Source organism: Streptomyces sp. NPDC107522 (assembly GCF_055657525.1).
Map to the genome: position 1 here is coordinate 19,709 of NZ_JBVKAU010000031.1, position 16,803 is coordinate 36,511.

A 16,803-nucleotide genomic window follows, 5' to 3' on the forward strand; every position below is an offset into this window, starting at 1 on the left:
CACCCGGAAGGGATCGGAGGGCTAGTGGAAGGTCACCGGGCCACGCAGCGTGTCCACGGTGAAGGACATCCCCACCGGGCCCGTCGTGAGGTCGAGGTCCGTGCCGAGGGCCGCAAGCAGGGGCCGGATCTCGTCCGGCTCGGGGGCGGTCGCCGAGAGGGACAGCAGGGGTGTGGTGGGCAGGCCCGAGGCGGTGGGGTGGAGCGAGGTTCCCCAGTCGATGAGGAAGGGGACGAGGCCGGAGGGATGGGCGTCGTCGCCGTCCGTGAGCCGCCACTGCAGCAGGGTGCCGTCGGGTCTGCGGCGGCTCATCGCCTGCGCGGGCCCGGGATCGTAGCCCTGGGCCCGGGCGGCCGCGATGGCCGCGTCCAGGTCGGGCGGGCTGATGGCCCAGGTGAGCGTGCGCGGGGAGGTCAGCCCGTCGACGTCGAAGGGGCGGGGCTGCCCGGGCGCGGACTGCTCGGGGTCCGGGCCGATGATTTCCAGGTAGCTGGTACCGCCCAGCGACACGAGGTAGTTGCGGGTGCCGAGCCCGACGTGCACGCCGCCCGGGGCCGGGATCGTGCCGGTGCGCCGGGCGAAGTCGGCGACCGTGGCGGCCAGGTCGGGGGTCGCGAGGACGAGGTGGTCAAGGAGCGGGGGGATGGCGTTCATTGCTGCCGAGGCTAAGCAGAGCGGCCGTGTTATGGAACACCTGTGCGCCAGGAGCGGGGTGACGACCCGTCATCCATCCCTGGTCACACGTCGAAGACGACGGTTCCGTCCTCCAGCAGCGTCGGATGGATCTGCATGGGGCCGTACTCGTCGTTCGACGTCCGAGGGGCGCGGGGTCTCCGGGCCGTCGGGGCCCATACGGACCATGCGCTCGACGCGGCAGATCCGGAACGTCCGCCCTGCGTTGGACAACTTCAGGGAAGTGATCCGGCGGCACACCCGCCCCCCGGTGGTCCGAAAGTTTCGGATCACCGGCAGCCGTAGGACCCGACCCCGGCTCGCCTAGGCTCGGCCCCATGCCCTCACGACTCCTCGTCTACACCCGCACCACCGCCTACCGGCACGCATCCATCCCGGCCGGCGTCGAAGCCCTCCGCACGCTCGGCGACTTCGAGGTGGACCACACCGAGGATCCCGCGGCCTTCGAGCAGCCCCTCGACGGCTACGCGGCCGTGGTGTTCCTCTCCACCAGCGGCGAGGTGCTCACCCCCACCGGGCGCGAGCGGTTCGCCGCGTACGTCGAGTCGGGCGGCGGCTTCGTGGGCGTGCACGCGGCGGCCTGCACCGAGTACGACTGGCCGTACTACGGCGAGCTGTTGGGCGCGTGGTTCGACCGGCACCCCGAGTACCAGCCCGGCAAGGCGGTCGTCGAGGACCATGACCATCCGGCCACCCGGCACCTTCCCGCCGTATGGGACTTCGTCGACGAGTGGTACGACTTCCGAACCAACCCGCGCGGTGCGGTACGGGTGTTGGCCTCCGCCGACGAGTCGTCGTACGACGGAGGCGGCATGGGCGAGGACCATCCGCTGGTGTGGTGCCGCGAGCAGGGCTGGGGACGCGTCTTCTACACGGCTCTGGGCCATGCCGCCGAGGCGTACGACGACCCGGACTTCCGGGCGCATCTGCTGGGCGGGATCACCTGGGCGGCGAAAGCGGGCCTGAGCTCAGCCGCGCACTGAGACGGCATGATGGGGAAATGCGCCCGATCTTCGCCGGCACCGCAGAGTTCACCGAGGTCCCTGCCGTCGCGGTGGTGATCGACGTGATGCGTGCCTTCACCGTGGCGGCCTGGGCGTTCGCCCGCGGGGCGGAGAAGATCGTCTTCGTCGACTCGCTGGATGAGGCTATCGACCTGAAGGCACGCCACCCGGGCTGGCTGGCGTTCCAGGACGGCCCGCCCGTGCCGGGGTTCGATCTCGCGAACTCCCCGGCCATGCTCAGGTCTCTCGACGTACAAGGCCGCACGGTGGTGCAGAAGACCACCGCGGGCACCGTGGGGGCGCTCGCGGTCGCCGGCGCGCACGTGCTGCTCTGCGCGAGCTTCGTCGTGGCGGAATCCACCGCGAGCTTTTTGCGGCAACGGCAGCCGGACGAGGTGACGTTCGTCATCACCGGGCAGGACGGGCGGGCCGAAGAGGACCTGGCGTGTGCGCAGTACATCGCCGCGAAGGTCACGGCGCCGGCTGTGGAGCCCGCACCTTTCCTCGGCCGTGCGAGGAACTCCGCTGCTGCCGCGGACCTCGCCGAGGGGGTGCGGCGTGGCTATCGCGGGATCCATCCGCAAGACGTGCAGCTTTGCCTCGATGCCGACAGGTTTCCGTTCGCCATGACGGCGACCCGGGAGGACCCAGGCATGGTGTTGCGTCCGGTGACTGTGCCGCGGCCGGTGTGAACCCCGGCGCGTTCCTCCCGCGCCGGGGTTCACACCGTAGGGTCGGCCTGTCACCCGGGCACGTTCAGTGGCGCGGCCTGGGCAGGGCGCGGAACTGCGGGCCGTAGGTGTGGCCCGGGGCGTAGGGGATCCTGGTCTCCATCAGTTCCACGGCGGGGCGTTCCAGGCCGTGCATGGCGTGGACAGCCGCCTTCAGGGTGCGGTGGCCGCCGCCAGCCCAGGCGTCGTCGAGGCGGTCCAGCACGGTGCTGTAGTTGGCGTCGAAGCGGAACAGGAGCCGCTGGACGTGGACCGGCGGGTTGGGCCAGCCGCCGACCGGGACCGGGGCCATCGGGCGCACGTCGGGGAAGGGCACGGGGGCGCCGACGTACCGCCAGCCGTCGTCGGTCTCGCGCAGCTCCCGGCCGTGGTAGATCTCGCCGAAGGCGTAGTAGTGCGCCGGGTGGTCGTCCTCGAAGGGGTCGGCCGGGGAGCTGTCGGTGCCCTCGCCCTGTTCCTTGATGATCTCGATGGCGCGCTCGACGTCGTCGAGGGTCTCGACCGGCCGCAGGTCGTCGCCGCCGACGTACTCGGACAGCTGTCCCCGCACCACCAGGTCCGGCTCCACCGTCCGGAACGCCTGCAGCACGCCGTTGTAGAACTCGCCGACGCCGGTGGGGGAGGCCTGCTCGCTCCGGGTGAGCGGCTCCTCCGGGGCCTCGATCGCCATCATCACGTCGCGCACGAAGGGCTTGGTGAGGCCCGACAGATAGACGGTCACGCCGGCCCGCACACCGCCGGGCAGCGGGCCGGGGAAGGCGGGCGCGGCCGCCTTGATCTGCGGCCGTCCGCCCACGGCCACGAGCAGGTTGCAGACGATGCTCAGGTGGTACATCTCGTCGCCGACGATGCGCCGGATCATCCGCGCGACCTCGCTGCGCCGGTCCCTGACGGACCACCAGCCGCACAAGTACGGCGGGATGGTGGCGAGTTCGAGTCCTACGGCGACCTGAAGAGCCGACCTGATCCACTGGACTCCGCGGTCCTGCTCGGGAACGGCCAGCAGACGCGCCACGGCCCCGGCTCGGGGCGCGGCAACCGGCCCTTCCGCCGGCAGCGCGGCAGCCTGCGCGTCACCGGCGCTCGCGGCCGGCGCTCCCGCCGCCACCGCAGCCGATGCCAGGAACGTCCTGCGCCTGAACGGAGCCACCACCGGCCTGTCCGGCTCTTCGCTCATACCCGTCACCCTCGCCTCACCTCACAGCCCAGACCCGGTGCCTCGGCTCGATACCCGGGTCCCCCTGACAGATCGGGAAGCTAGCAGGCAAAACGATCACTACGAGGGCGTACAGGACGAACGTCGCATCGACCACCCTCTCGGTCGAACGCGAGGTGAGGCCGCGGACCGAACTCCCGGAGTCGGCAGGACGGCTCAGCAGGACGACCGGTCACGCGGACCGGCCGTGCTCGACCGCTCCACCAACCGCGTCGACAACTCCGTCCGCGTGCTCTCCGGCCGGTCCCCGTCCATCATCCGCACCAGCAGGCGCAGCGCCGTCGCCGCCATCTCCGACAGCGGCTGGCGGACCGTGGTGAGGGCCGGGCTGATCCAGCGGGCCTCCGGCAGGTCGTCGAAGCCCACGACGCTCATGTCGTCCGGCACGCTCAACCCCCGCTCCGCCAGCGCCTGGTAGACACCGAGGGCCATCCGGTCCGAGCAGACGAAGACGGCCGTCGGCGGTTCGGGCAGGTCGAGGAGGTCCAGCATGCGGCGGTGGGCGACACTCTCGTCGAAGCCCGCGTGGCGGACGTACTCGGGGCGGTGCCGTATCCCGGCCGAGGCGAGCGCGGAGCGGTAGCCGGCCACCCGGGCGTTGCTGCACATCTTGCGCTGGTGACCGGCGACGACGGCGATGCGTTCGTGGCCGAGCGCCAGGAGGTGCTCGGTCGCCGTCACCCCGCCGTGCCAGTTCGCCGCGCCCACCGACACCACACCCGGCGGAGGCTCCAGTACCGGGTCGATCATCACGAACGGGATGCGGTGCTGCTCCAGCCACGCGTACTGCGACGCCGTCAGTTCGGCCAGGTTGAACAGCACCCCGGACGAGCCGCGCGCGGTGAGCTTGTCCAGCCACCCCCGCTCCGGCCGGCCGCCCCGGGTGCGGGTCAGACCGGCGGAGACCACGACCTCCAGTCCCGCGTCGTGGGCCGCCGCCTCCACCCCGTGCAGCACCGCGCCCGACCAGGAGGTGTCCAGCGAGTGCACCACGAGGTCGACCAGACCCGGCGTCTTCGCCGCGTCGAAGCGGGGTCTGCGGACGTAGCCGAGCCGGTCCAGCGCCTCGGTGACCCGGCGGCGGGTCTCGGGGGCCACGTCCTCCCGGCCGTTGACCACCTTCGATGCGGTCGGCACGGACACCCCGGCCTCGCGGGCCACGACCGCCAGTGTCGGTCCGGCCGCCACGCTCGCACTGCCCGTACGGACCATCGGGAACCACCTCTCCGGCCCGCCCGAGGGCCATGAAAAGTTTTCGACCAGCGCGGAAGCAGTAAGCGCTTCCTACCCTAGGTTCACCGCAAGGAGTCCGGAAGAGGACGGAGTTCGCAAGGTCTGCACGGGCTCTGGCTTTCGAAACCTCGAACAGGCCCGGGGCTACCGGCAGGTCAGGCGGAATCCCGTGAAGTCGGCCGTCAACGCCGAGTCGACCAGGTCCACGGCATGGATGCCGGCCATCGCCCCGGTGAAGCGCAACTTGGAGCCGTAGTCGTCGGAGAGCCTGGTGAAGTCCAGCGGCGGCCCGACGGGCACGCGGGCGCCGCCGAGGACGTACCAGAACCGCGCCTCGCCGCCGTCGACCGTCACGCCGAGCGTCAGCGGCCCGTCCGCATCGACGTCGACGACGGCCGCCTGCCGGGTGCCGGACTCCTCCCGCTCCACGAGGCTGAGCACCGTACGGCCGCCTCCTCGCCACTGCTGCCCGCGCTGCTGCTCGCCCTCGGGCTCCGCCCAGGTGAGGTCGAGGCTCAGGTACGCCTCCGCGTTGTACCGGAGCACCAGCCCCGCGGCCTGCGTGAACGTACGCGGCCGCGCCTCCACCGTGACCTCGGCCTCCGCGCGGTGCTCGGTGATCCGCTGGGCGAGCAGACTGTGCGCCCACCGCGACTCGGGACCGTGCCGACCGCGCAGCCGGATCCAGCCGGGGCGGGTGGCGGTGTCGGCCCAGCTCGGGTCGGAGTATCCGCGCAGGGTGCTCCAGGGCCAGCCCAACGGGCCGTCGGCGTTGGCGTGTTCGAGCCCCGGCCCGGCGGGCCGCGTCGGTACGTCGACCTCGACCTGCGGATGCCAGCCCCCGTGCCGCAGCCTGGGCCAGCCCGCCTTGTCCCAGGTCACCGCCTGGATCGCGGTCTCCCGGCCGAGAGGGCAGCGAGGGCCGTCCGGCGTCCGGAGCGGACGGGCCGTCAGATGGCTGAGGACCCACTCGCCGTCCGGCGTCTGCACCAGCTCCGCATGACCGGCCTTCTGCAACGGCACCGACGGGTCGTCCCGCGTCGTCAGCAGAGGCCGGCTGTCCAGCTCGTACGGCCCGGTGATCGCACGACTGCGGGCCACCAGCACGCCGTGCTCCACCCCCGTGCCACCCTCCGCCAGCACAAGGTGGTACCAACCGTCGCGCTTCAGCAGCTTCGGCCCCTCGACGAGCCGCTCATGCTGGAGCAACAAGTGCGTGTCACCGATCGGGGCGAGCGTCTCACGGTCCAGCTCGGTGAGGACGATCCCCGCGAAGCGCCTGCCCCCCGGCCGGTGGTCGCTCTGCATGTTGAGCAGCCACAGCCGGCCCTCGTCGTGGAAGAGCGCGGGGTCGAAACCGTGACTGGCGATGCGCCGCGGGGTGCTCCACCTGCCATCCACCTCGGAGGCCGTGCAGACATAGGTGTCCAGGTCGAAGTACGGCGTCCCGACCGACCGCACGACGGAGTACACCACCCAGAACCGCTCACCGTCCCAGCTCAGCGACGGCGCCCAGACGCCGCCCGAGTCGGGGACCCCGGCCAGCGAGTCGCCGGGGACCGCGCCCCGGACGTGGCCCGCGTACTCCCAGTGCGCCAGATCGCGGGAGCGGTGGACCGGGATCGTCGGGAACCACTCGAAGGAGCTGGTCGCCACGTAGTACCACTCGCCGACGCGGAGCAGGGAGGGATCCGGGGCGAAGCCGCGGATCACCGGGTTGTGCAGCCGGGTCACTTGAGGGCCCCCAGCGTGACGCCGGTCCGCCAGTAGCGCCGCATCGCCACCATCATGATCGCCATCGGGATGATCGACAGCAGGGCGCCGGTCAGGACGAGGCTGGTGACGTCGATCCCCGATTCCAGGCGCTTGCCGGACCAGTTGTACAGACCCAGGTTGAGGGTCCAGTTCTCCTCGCCGCGCAGCACGGTGAGGGGGAGGAAGAACGCGTTCCAGGTGTTGACGAAGGCCAGCAGGAACACGGTCGCACCGCCCGTCGTCATCATCCGCAGCACGATGCTGAAGAAGATCCGCACCTCACCGGCGCCGTCGAGACGGGCCGCCTCCAGCAGCTCGAAGGGGACGGTGGCCTCGGTGTAGACCTTGGCGAGGTAGACGCTGAACGGGTTGATCAGACAGGGGATCAGCATCGCCCAGGGGGTGTCGACCATGCCGATCGCCGAGAACAGCAGGTACAGCGGCAGGGTGAGCAGCGCGATCGGGATCAGGAAGGAGCCGACCACGCACGCGAACACCGCGCCCCGCCCGGGGAAGTCGAAGCGGGCGAGGCCGTAGCCCGTGGCGAGCGCGATGAGTGTGCCGCCGAGGGAGCCGACACCGGCGTACAGGAACGAGTTGGCGGTCCAGCGCAGGAAGATGCCGTCCTCGTAGGTGAAGACCTGCTGCAGGTTGTCCCATAGATGCCAGCCCGAGAACCACAGCCCGTTGCTCTGGTACAGGCCCACACGGTCCTTGGTCGCCGCGATCATCAGCCAGTACACGGGGAAGAGGCTGTACACGCCGGCCAGGACCAGACCGAGCAGCAGGAAGCGCTGGCCGCCCCTGGAACGCGAGGCCGCGTCCGGGCTCGTGAGCCGTCGCACGGTGCGCCCGCGAGGAGGCACCGCGGCCGTCTCCGCACCCTTCTCCTTACGGTTTTCCGTCAGCGCCATCAGTCCGCCTCCCTCGAGGTCAGCCGGTAGAAGAGGAAGGACGCCACACCGAGGATCAGGGCGAGCAGCACCGAAAGGGCCGCGGCGTAGTGGTAGTTGCCGGCGTTGAACGCCTGGTTGTAGATGATCATGATCGGGGTGAAGCTGTCGCTGACGGTCTGCGGGGTCACGTTCCGGAACAGCGCGGGCTCATTGAAGATCTGCAGCATCTGGATGATCGACAGCAGCGCGGTCAGGACGAGCGCCCCACGCACGAACGGAATCTTGATGCTCAGCGCGATCCGCGGCTCGGAAGCACCGTCGAGCCGCGCGGCCTCGAACAGCTCGCGGGGCACACCTTGCAGCGCCGCGTAGATGATCACCATGTTGTAGCCGATGCCGTGCCAGGTGAGCAGATTGCCGATGGCGGGCCACACCATGGACGGCGCGAAGAAGTTCCAGTCGAACCCGAACAGCTCACCGATCGGGGTCAGCGGACCCACCTCGGGGCTGTACAGGTTGATCCACACGATGGCCGCGACCACGCCGGGAATCATGTACGGCACCAGCAGCAGTATCCGGAACCGCCCGGCCACCTTGCCGCTGACCGCGTCCAGGAACAGCGCCAGGACCAGGCTGACGAGCAGCATGAACGGAATCTGCACACAGGCGAAAAGAACGACCCGCAGGATGGAGGTCATGAACGCCGAGTCGGTGAGCCCGTTCCGGTAGTTCTCCAGACCGACGAACTCCGTGGTCGCGCCACCCAGCCCCAGCCCGGACTGCTTCTGCAGAAACAGCGACTGGTAGACGGCGTAGCCGATCGGGAGCAGATACAGGAAGACGAAGCCGAGCTGGAAGGGCACCGTGAAGGCGGCACCCTTCCAGCGCTGCGAGCGAATCATGGAGTGTGCCTCAGCCCTTGACGCTGATACCGCGGGACTTCAGGTCCTTGACCGTCCACTCCTGCATGTGCGCGAGCAGATCGGTGACCTTCTGCTTCTTGCTGACGACCTGGGCCCACTGGTCCTGCATCTCGGTGAACATCGCCGTCCAGTTCGGCCCGAAGGTCCAGTCGGTGGTGACGGTGCCCAGGCTGTCCGTCACGATCTTCTTCGCCGGCTCGTAGTTCTTCCCGAGCAGCTTCTCTGAGATCGCCTCGGAGACGTACGAGTCACTGTCGGCCAGCGCCGGCATCACACCGCTGCCGGTCTCCGGGCTCGCCATGATCTTGACCGGCTCCGGGTCGGTGGACATCCACAGCGCCGCCTGAGCGGCCTGCTCCTTGTCCTTGCACTGCTCGCTGACCAGCGTCAGGTTGCCGCTCTGGTTGGTCCCGGCCGGCGTCTTGGCCGCCTCGCCCTTGAAGGTCGGCCAGGGCGACAGCGCCCAGTCGCCGAAGGACTTGGTGAAGTTCTGCACCATGCCGGACATCTGCCAGGTGGAGATCTGCCGGGTCGCGGTGCCGCCGTTGTCGTAGTTGCGCTGCACGGCGGCGTAATCGGCGAACGACAGCTTCGAGTTCAGATCATTGTCGATGATCTCCTGGATCACCTTGGCGGCCTTGAGGGTGCCCTCGTCCTGGAAGTTCACCTTCCAGGAGTCGCCGTCGATGCTGTACCAGTGCGCCCCGGCCTGCATGGCCAGCACCTCCAGGGTGCTCGGGTCCTCACCGGCGTAGTTGGTGATCTTGATGTCGTGCTTCTTCAGTTCCTTGCCGGCGGCGATGAAGTCGTCCCAGGTCGCCGGGGCCTTGAGCCCGTACTTCTTGAAGATGTCGGTGCGGTAGATGGTGAAGGCGGGCGCCGAGGCGGTCGGCACGCCGTACACCTTCCCCTGGACCTGCCCGGTCGCCCACGAGCCCGCGTTGAACTTGTCCTTGTCGGCCTCGACGTACTGCGTGATGTCGGCGAGCGCACCCTGCGAGACCCAACTGGTCACGTACTCACCGGTGTTCTGCAGCAGACAGGGCGCGTTGCCCGCCTTGACGGCGTTGGTCAGCTGCTTCTGCATGGTCAGCTGGTCGGTGACCTTCGTGTACTTGAGCTGGACGTCCTTGTGCGAGGCGTTGAACGCCTTGACGACGGCCTCCTGCCCGTTGGCCCAGCCCCAGAAGTCGAGGGTGACCGGGCCGGAGCCCTTGGACCCCGACCCCGAGTCCTGGGAGTCGTTTCCGCCGCAGGCGGCGAGCAGACCTGTCAGAGCGATTCCCGCGACGGCGGCGGAGGCGAACCTTCTCCGGGGGCTGGTGAAGTTCATCTGACCGTGATCCTTCGGAATGAGAGCGTTCATGAGAACGGCGGCGGCTCGGTGGTGCTGGCCAGGAACGGCGGCCGGAAACCGTCGGCTCGCGTTGCGGGGGGTCGGCCAAGCGGAAGCTGTAGTAAGCGGTTGCAGGGACGGTAGGCCGACGGCTCGGCTCATAGCAAGAGGTGCGCGGAAATTTGTTACGGCGGGTTGCCCGGAGGGCTATCGCCGGACGGGCGTGGGCCGCGGTCGATCCGTGGAAGGTTTCCGCAGGTCAAGGGTGCTCGATCGGACGCCGGGGAGGCTTGGGGGAACACCCTGAGGGCTGGCGGGCGGGCCGGTAAATCACTCGGAAACCGATTACGAAAACACAGCAGCAACAGGGGCTGGGATCCTGCCGCAGACGGACGAGACGTGGCACTGCGCTCTGCGGGCCGGGCCCTGCACTCTGCGTGCTACGTCCGCCTGGCGGGAGGCTGAACGGAGTTGCGTACGACGACATGGGTGCCCAGCACGAGATGCTCGCCGTCGCTGCCCTTGCGGCGACTCCCGTTGCCCTCGCGCCGGTCGGCGACCGCGCGCAGCGCGACCCGGCCCATCTCCTCGTACGGCACGTGCACGGTGGTGAGTTGGGGCGTGAGCTGGGAGGCGAGCGGGATGTCGTCGTACCCGACGATGGACACGTCCTCCGGCACCCGAAGACCCGCAGCGCGCAACGCCTGCATGGCGCCGGCGGCGACCACGTCCGTCCCGGCGAGCACGGCCGTGAAGTCGAGCCCTTCGCGCAGGCTCTCCTCGACGGCCTCGTACCCGTGCTCGTAGTCGTACGGCCCGTGCCGCACCATGCCGGGTTCGAACGGCACGCCGTACGCCTCGAAGGCCCGCCGGGCGCCCTCCAACCGCCCTTGCGCGGTGGTCAGTTCGGCATGCCCCGGCAGTACGAGCACCCTGCGATGCCCGGCGGACAGCAGATGGCTGGCCATGGCATAGGCGCCGCCCTCGTTGTCGTAGTCGACCGTCGTCGCGGGTACATCACCCTCCAGCGGCGGCCTGCCGACCAGCACCAGATGGGATCCCGCCGCGTCCAGCGACCGGGCGAACCGGGCCATGCGCAGCTGGTACTCGTCGTAGTCGTAAGCCCCACCGAGCAGCACGACAGCGGCGACACCCTGCTGCCGCATGAGGTTGACCAGGGCGAGTTCCCGCTCGGGGTCGTCACCGGTGGTCCCCACCAGCGACAGCCAGCCGCGCAGGGTGGCGGCGCCCTCGACGCCCTTCGCCACGTGGGCGAACGCGGCGCCGGTGATGTTGTTGATGAGGATGGCCACGGTCGGTGTACCGCCGCCGGCCAGGGAGCGGGCGTGGGCGTTGGTGACGTAGTCCAGGTCCCGGACGACCTTCATCACCTTGCGCCGCAGGTCCTCCGACACCGGGTAGTTGCCCGACAGCACGCGGGACACGCTGGCCACGGAAACACCCGCGCGCTCCGCGACATCCCGGATGGTGGCCCGACCGGCGTCGCCGGACGCCTTGCGCTGACTCACCCTTGCGGCTCCTTCACCGTCGCGCCTGCCTCACCGCACGAGCGGGAGCATCCGGCGGGGGACTCGTACCGAGCCACACGGCCGGAAAACACGCCCCCACTGATACGGAAACCGTATCCCATGCTGTCTCCGGCCCACTGTGCCCGCGCGACGAGGACGGTGCCCACCCATCCGGACGGTCCGCGCGCGAGGCGGGGCCGTGCGCACACACGTGCACGGTCTCCGCGCGAGCGGGGCGGCGCGCACCCACATGCACCGTCCTCGCACGCTGCGGGGCGGCACTCACGACGTGCACTGTGCCCGCCCGACGCCGGGCAAGTGCCCACCGACCCGCACCGGTCCGACGACACCGGCCGCGAGGGAGCCGAAGGGGCGCGCCGGTGTCGAGAGGGCGAACGCGCGGAGGCGCGAAGCGCCGAGCACGATCGCCCTCTCGACACCGGCATGTGGCGCCCCGTAGGCGACCGAGCCAAACATTCAGCACCCCAGCTACAAGCCCTCGCAGCCACAAAGCGCTCACGCAACCCGGACAAGCCACCCCGCTCACGCAACCCGAGCCAGATCAGCCCGCCGCACCTCATGCACCAACGGCACCCCCGCGACCAGCCGCTCCAACTCCTCCACCACAATCCGCCCCAGCCGCTCCAGCTCATTCCCCAGCGACCCCGCGATATGAGGCGTGAGAAAAACATTGGGCAGGTGATACAGAGGCGACCCGGCAGGCAGCGGCTCAGGCTCGGTCACGTCAAGCACCGCGTGCAGCCGCCCCGACACCAGCTCATCAGTCAGCGCCTCGGGATCGACCAACGCCCCCCGCGACGTGTTGATCAGCACACCCCCGTCCCGGATGAGGGCAAGCCGGTCACCGTCGAGCATGCGGTACGTCTCGGGGATGTCCGGCGCGTGCAGGCTGACGATGTCGCTGTGCCGCAGCAGATCCTCCAACGACAAAAGCTCGGCCCCGAGTTCGGCGGCCTCGGCGGGGCTGACGTACGGGTCGTGCAGCAGCACCGTGAAGTCGAACGGCCGGAGCAGCTCCAGCAGCCGTCTCCCTACCCGCGAAGCCCCGATGACACCGACCCGGCGGCCGACGTTGCCCGTGGCGGCGGTCTCGGCGTGGGTCGGGTAGGCGTGCGTGGCGCGGAAGCGTTCCCGGTGGGTGAAGGTGTCTTTTCCGGTGAGCAGGATCATGGCCAGCGTGTACTCCGCGACCGGCAGCGCGTTGCCGGTGACCGCGCTGGAGACCGTGACGCCCCGCTGCCACAGGGTCTCTCCGACCAGCGAGCGGACCGAGCCGGCGGCGTGCAGGACGGCGCGCAGCCCGGGTGCCGCGGCGAGGGCGTCGGCGTCCAGGTGGGGGCAGCCCCAGCCGGTGATCAGCACCTCGGCCTGGGACAGGGCGGCCGCGGACGCCGGGTCGGCGAAGTCCCGCACCACGAGCGCGGGGTCGAGGTCGGCGGCCTTCCTCAGCCGGGCCATGAGCGGCGGGGGGAAGAGCAGGGGGAGGTGCACCGGATCCATGGCGAACACGGCCCTGGGTGGCAGGGGGCTGGGCATGACTCTCCTGACGGACTGGGTGGAAACATTTTCAGAAAGCGCCTTCTACCGTAGATCTGCTGCGAACGGCCGGTCAATCGGTTGAGCGGGTTGCGTACGGGCACTTGCTGCAGAGCCGTTTCCGCCGCGTACACGCCTGTGATGTGAGGCGAACGGCGGCACTGAGGGCATCGAGTCGCAACTGTCTCCCCGCCGCAGGGCTCTGACAACGGGGTCTTGACCCACTCAGTGGTGAAATCGGTTACTGCGTTTTCCTCGCCGCTGAAGGCTTGATCGACACCTCCGATGAGCTGGGCAACCGGTTTCCAGCCGCCACTCTGCCCTCTGCCGGCCCTGGCGGCCGACGCTCGAGCCCCTCCGGGCCGACACTCCGCCCTGGCTCCGATAAGTGCCGTCAACCCGCCAACGCCCCTATGGCCTGCGGTTTCCCCACCCTCGCCGGATCCGGTCCCACCTCAACCGCCCCCATCGCGCGCATCGTCCACGCCACCCATTTCTTTTCGAAAGTTCGTCAACGCTCTTGACGCGGTTTCCGGACAGGAAGAAGCTCTGCCCCACTGCACAACAACCGGTTGCCAGCGCTTGGGCCAGCGGTTGGGCCATGGTCGTCGACTCGACCCTCGGCCGAAATGTCGAACGAACAGAGCAGGAGGTGGTGCGCGCATGCGCCCACATGCCGGTGCCTCGCTGAGCCGCCGTCGATTCCTCGGCCTCTCGGCGGGCGGCGCCGTGGCCGGTGCGGCGGCGTTGAGCGGCTGCGCGCTGCAGGTGTCGACCGGGGTCAGTGGATCGGGCGAGACCGTCACGGTGATGGTCAATTCCGGGGACATCCTCCCGGAGCAGGTCCAGCAGGCGAAGAAGGCCCTCGGTATCAAGATCAAACTGGTGAAGTACGACATCACCAAGCTGATCGCGATGCTCACCAGCGGCAACCCGCCCGACCTGGTGCGCGGCGTCGGCGCGGTGGACCTGCCGTTCTTCGCGGCGCGGGACGTGGCCGAGGAGCTGGACCCCTACTTCGCCCGGAGCAGCGTCCTCAAACCCGACGACCTGGACCCCGTCAACGACCTGTGGCGGTTCGACGGCCGCACCCAGGGCAAGGGCCCGCGCTACGGCATGGCCAAGGACTTCTCCCAGGACTCCATGTTCTGGTACAACACCGTGGCCTTCGACAAGGGCGGTGTCGACTATCCGCCGGAGACCGAGCCGGTCACGTACGAGGAGTGGCTCGACCACGCCAAGCGTCTCGTGCAGCGCAAGAGCGGCCAGACCACCGTCTTCGGCGGCAGTTTCAACGGGCTGACCCGGATCACGCTCCTGGCGACCATGACGGCGTCCGCCGGCGGCAGCCTCTTCAGCGACGACTTCTCCCGGGTCGACTTCACCACCCCCGAAGCCCGCAAGACCCTGACCTGGTACATGGACTACGCCAAGACCAAGGTCGGGCCGAGCCTCATCCAGCCCGACCCCAACGGCTGGGACGGTCCCACCTACCAGGCCGGGCGGATGGCCATGTCGAACTCCGGTTACTGGTTGGGCGGCATGATCTACCCGGACAAGAAGCTGGCGCAGGTGTCCCGGCTGGCGCCCGCCCCGATGTTCGCGGGCGGAGAGCGGATCAGCGCCTGCCAGGGCGGCACCGGCCTGTGGATGCCGCGCGGGGCGAAGAACAAGGACGCCGCATGGCGGGTCTTCGAGTGGTTCTTCGGCGAGGAGCCGGCCAAGGGGCGCGCCTCCGGGGGCTGGGGCATCCCCACCCTGAAGTCGCTGCGTTCGCTGATGCCCGCTCAGGAGAGCTATCAGAAGCGGGTGCTGAAGGTGCAGGAGAACGAGCTGAAGCACTTCTCGGTGGTCTCCTTCACCCCCTACAGCCGGGCGGACGCGATCGACGCCCTCTTCAACCAGATCGCCCCCGCCGCGATGAACGGCCAGATCTCCGTCGACACCCTCGCCGGGCGCCTGAACTCGGCCATCAACGAACAGCTGAAGCGCGGTAAGGAGCAGGTGGGATGACGGTCGACCAGATCTCCTCCGTCGCGGACCGGCCCGGCGCCGCCGCGAGCGCCCGACGCGCCCCGGCCACCGACCGGCCGCGGATCTCCATGACCGCCCGCCGGCACCGGGCGTTCTACATGTTCACCTCGCCGTGGATCATCGGCTTCCTGCTGCTGACCGTCACGCCGATGGTGTACGCGCTGTGGCTGAGCTTCACCACGTTCGACGGCATCTCGCCCAACTGGAAGTACGTAGGGCTCGGCAACTACCGCGAGCTGCTGAACGATCCGGTCACCTGGGACGCCCTGGGCCGCGCGGGCCTGTTCGCGGTGACCTCGGTGCCGCTGTCGATCATCGCGGGGCTCGGTCTCGCCGTGCTCGTCAACCGGCCGCTCAAGGCGCGTGGCCTGTTCCGCACCCTGCTCTATCTGCCTGCCGTGGTGCCACCGGTCGGCGCGGGCCTCGCCTTCAAGCTGCTCTTCGACCAGAACTCCGGTGCCACCAACGGCGTCCTGACCTTCTTCGGCATCGACGCCGTGGCTTGGCTCGCCGACCCCTACGCCCGCTACGTCCTGCTGATGACGGTCCTCTGGGCCGCCGGAAACATCATGATCATCTCGCTGGCCGGGCTCCAGGACGTACCCCGGGAACTCCACGAGGCGGCCCGGATCGACGGGGCGAGCGCCTGGCGCACCTTCCGCAGCATCACCGTGCCGCTGCTGTCACCCGTCCTGCTCTTCCAGACGGTGACCGGGATGATCGCCTCGGTGCAGACCATCATGCCGCTGCTGCTGGCCCCGCTCGGCGACACGAGCGGCATCACGACGGTCCCGCAGTCCAACTACCTCTACATGATGCACGTGTTCGCGCAGTACTTCGCGCTCGGCCGCTACGGCTATGCCTCCGCGCTCCTGTGGGTGCTCTTCGTCCTGATCCTCATCGCCACCGGACTCATCTTCAGGTTCACGTCCGGCGCGGTGTTCTACAACGTCGACCCGGAGGCGAAGAAGTGACCGCCACGACCGCCACCACCACCGCCGCCCCAGCCGCGACCTCCGCCGGTCTGCCTCGCCGGTCCCGGGCGGCCGACGTACGCGTGCGGATTCGCGCCAAGCGACTCGTCCTCTACACGGTCCTGGTCTCCGTCACCGGGCTGTTTCTCGGCCCCTTCGGCTGGCTGGTCCTCTCCGGCCTGAAGACTCAGGGCGAGCTGGCCGCCTCGCCCGTGCACTGGCTGCCCGAGGTCTTCCAGTGGCACAACTTCGCCGATGCCTTCACCCAGATCGACTTCCTCGGCTACGCCCGCAACTCCCTGATCATCGCCCTTCTCTACGCCACGCTCGTCACCGTCAGCTCGGCCTGGGTCGGCTTCGGCTTCGCCCGCCTCGACGCCCCCGGCAAGAAGGTGCTGTTCGGCGTCCTGCTCGGCTCGATGATGCTGCCCCAGATGGTCACCCTGCTGCCGACCTACCTGATCTTCGCCAAGCTCGGCATGGTCGACACGTACTGGCCGTGGGTGCTGTGGGGTCTGTCCGCGGCGCCGTATCTGGTCTTCCTCTTCCGGCAGTTCTTCGCGGGGATGCCGCGAGAACTGGAGGAGGCCGCGATCGTCGACGGCTGCGGATACACGTCGATCTTCTGGCGGATCTTCCTGCCGCAGTCCTGGCCCGTGCTGTCCGCGAGCTTCATCATCGCCTTCACCTGGACCTGGGGCGACTACATCGCCCCGCAGCTGCTGCTGTCCACCGACCGCACCACGCTCGCCGTCGCGGTGATGACCACCTACGTCAATGAAGGCGGCGTACCCGTGCCCCATCTCCAGGCCGCCGCCTCCGTGATGTACGTCGTCCCCGTCCTGCTGATCTTCCTCGTCGCGCAGCGCGGCTTCGTCGCCGGGATGTCCACCTCCGGCCTCAAGTGACCTTCCGTATCTCT

At 69.4% G+C, this 16,803-nt stretch carries 14 protein-coding genes and 1 pseudogene; 5 read left to right on the forward strand and 10 right to left on the reverse strand.

The window, feature by feature from the left end; genetic code table 11:
* Nucleotides 1-21 precede the first annotated feature (21 nt).
* Nucleotides 22-654 (reverse strand): VOC family protein, encoded by a 633-nt coding sequence (locus ACZ7L6_RS42730; protein WP_471933827.1) that lies wholly within the window; start codon nt 652-654, stop codon nt 22-24.
* Nucleotides 655-737: 83 nt separating this feature from the next.
* Nucleotides 738-894 (reverse strand): annotated as a pseudogene (locus ACZ7L6_RS42735) (DUF5954 family protein); the annotation flags it as partial.
* 116 nt (nt 895-1,010) lie between these two features.
* Between ACZ7L6_RS42735 and ACZ7L6_RS42740 the strand changes: the two are divergent.
* Nucleotides 1,011-1,676: a ThuA domain-containing protein gene (locus ACZ7L6_RS42740; RefSeq protein ID WP_471933829.1), complete on the forward strand. Its 666-nt coding sequence runs from the start codon at nt 1,011-1,013 to the stop codon at nt 1,674-1,676.
* A 17-nt stretch (nt 1,677-1,693) separates the two neighbouring features.
* Nucleotides 1,694-2,389, forward strand: coding sequence for a 2-phosphosulfolactate phosphatase (locus tag ACZ7L6_RS42745; protein WP_471933831.1), 696 nt, complete (start codon nt 1,694-1,696; stop codon nt 2,387-2,389).
* Between the two features lie 64 nt (nt 2,390-2,453).
* On the opposite strand, the gene ACZ7L6_RS42750 is transcribed toward ACZ7L6_RS42745, so the two are convergent.
* The 8 genes from ACZ7L6_RS42750 to ACZ7L6_RS42785 form a co-directional block, all read right to left on the reverse strand.
* Entirely contained in the window at nt 2,454-3,605 is a 1,152-nt protein-coding gene (locus ACZ7L6_RS42750; protein ID WP_471933833.1) for a ferritin-like domain-containing protein, read from the reverse strand.
* Nucleotides 3,606-3,800: 195 nt separating this feature from the next.
* Nucleotides 3,801-4,856, reverse strand: a complete 1,056-nt coding sequence (locus tag ACZ7L6_RS42755; protein WP_471933835.1) for a LacI family DNA-binding transcriptional regulator — start codon at nt 4,854-4,856, stop codon at nt 3,801-3,803.
* Nucleotides 4,857-5,021: 165 nt separating this feature from the next.
* Nucleotides 5,022-6,611, reverse strand: coding sequence for a glycoside hydrolase family 43 protein (locus tag ACZ7L6_RS42760; RefSeq protein ID WP_471933837.1), 1,590 nt, complete (start codon nt 6,609-6,611; stop codon nt 5,022-5,024).
* Nucleotides 6,608-7,546, reverse strand: a complete 939-nt coding sequence (locus ACZ7L6_RS42765; RefSeq protein ID WP_471933839.1) for a carbohydrate ABC transporter permease — start codon at nt 7,544-7,546, stop codon at nt 6,608-6,610. Before ACZ7L6_RS42765 ends, ACZ7L6_RS42760 begins: the two co-directional genes overlap by 4 nt.
* Entirely contained in the window at nt 7,546-8,430 is an 885-nt protein-coding gene (locus ACZ7L6_RS42770) for a carbohydrate ABC transporter permease (protein ID WP_471933841.1), read from the reverse strand. The genes ACZ7L6_RS42765 and ACZ7L6_RS42770 overlap by 1 nt, the downstream gene beginning before the upstream one ends.
* 10 nt (nt 8,431-8,440) lie before the next feature.
* Nucleotides 8,441-9,784 carry an ABC transporter substrate-binding protein gene (locus ACZ7L6_RS42775; RefSeq protein ID WP_471933843.1) on the reverse strand — a complete coding sequence of 448 codons (1,344 nt, stop codon included), beginning with the start codon at nt 9,782-9,784 and terminating at the stop codon, nt 8,441-8,443.
* Nucleotides 9,785-10,227: 443 nt separating this feature from the next.
* Complete coding sequence (locus ACZ7L6_RS42780) at nt 10,228-11,316, reverse strand: LacI family DNA-binding transcriptional regulator (protein WP_471933845.1); 1,089 nt, start codon at nt 11,314-11,316, stop codon at nt 10,228-10,230.
* 543 nt (nt 11,317-11,859) lie between these two features.
* On the reverse strand, nt 11,860-12,873 hold the full coding sequence (locus ACZ7L6_RS42785) for a hydroxyacid dehydrogenase (protein ID WP_471933847.1): 1,014 nt from the start codon (nt 12,871-12,873) through the stop codon (nt 11,860-11,862).
* A 663-nt stretch (nt 12,874-13,536) separates the two neighbouring features.
* Here ACZ7L6_RS42785 and ACZ7L6_RS42790 point away from each other — a divergent pair.
* Genes ACZ7L6_RS42790 through ACZ7L6_RS42800 form a run of 3 tightly spaced genes read left to right on the forward strand, consistent with a single transcriptional unit; the run spans nt 13,537 to nt 16,789 of the window.
* Nucleotides 13,537-14,886, forward strand: a complete 1,350-nt coding sequence (locus ACZ7L6_RS42790; RefSeq protein WP_471933849.1) for an extracellular solute-binding protein — start codon at nt 13,537-13,539, stop codon at nt 14,884-14,886.
* Nucleotides 14,883-15,881 carry a carbohydrate ABC transporter permease gene (locus tag ACZ7L6_RS42795; protein WP_471933851.1) on the forward strand — a complete coding sequence of 333 codons (999 nt, stop codon included), beginning with the start codon at nt 14,883-14,885 and terminating at the stop codon, nt 15,879-15,881. Before ACZ7L6_RS42790 ends, ACZ7L6_RS42795 begins: the two co-directional genes overlap by 4 nt.
* 50 nt (nt 15,882-15,931) lie before the next feature.
* Entirely contained in the window at nt 15,932-16,789 is an 858-nt protein-coding gene (locus ACZ7L6_RS42800; protein ID WP_471933867.1) for a carbohydrate ABC transporter permease, read from the forward strand.
* Nucleotides 16,790-16,803: the final 14 nt, after the last annotated feature.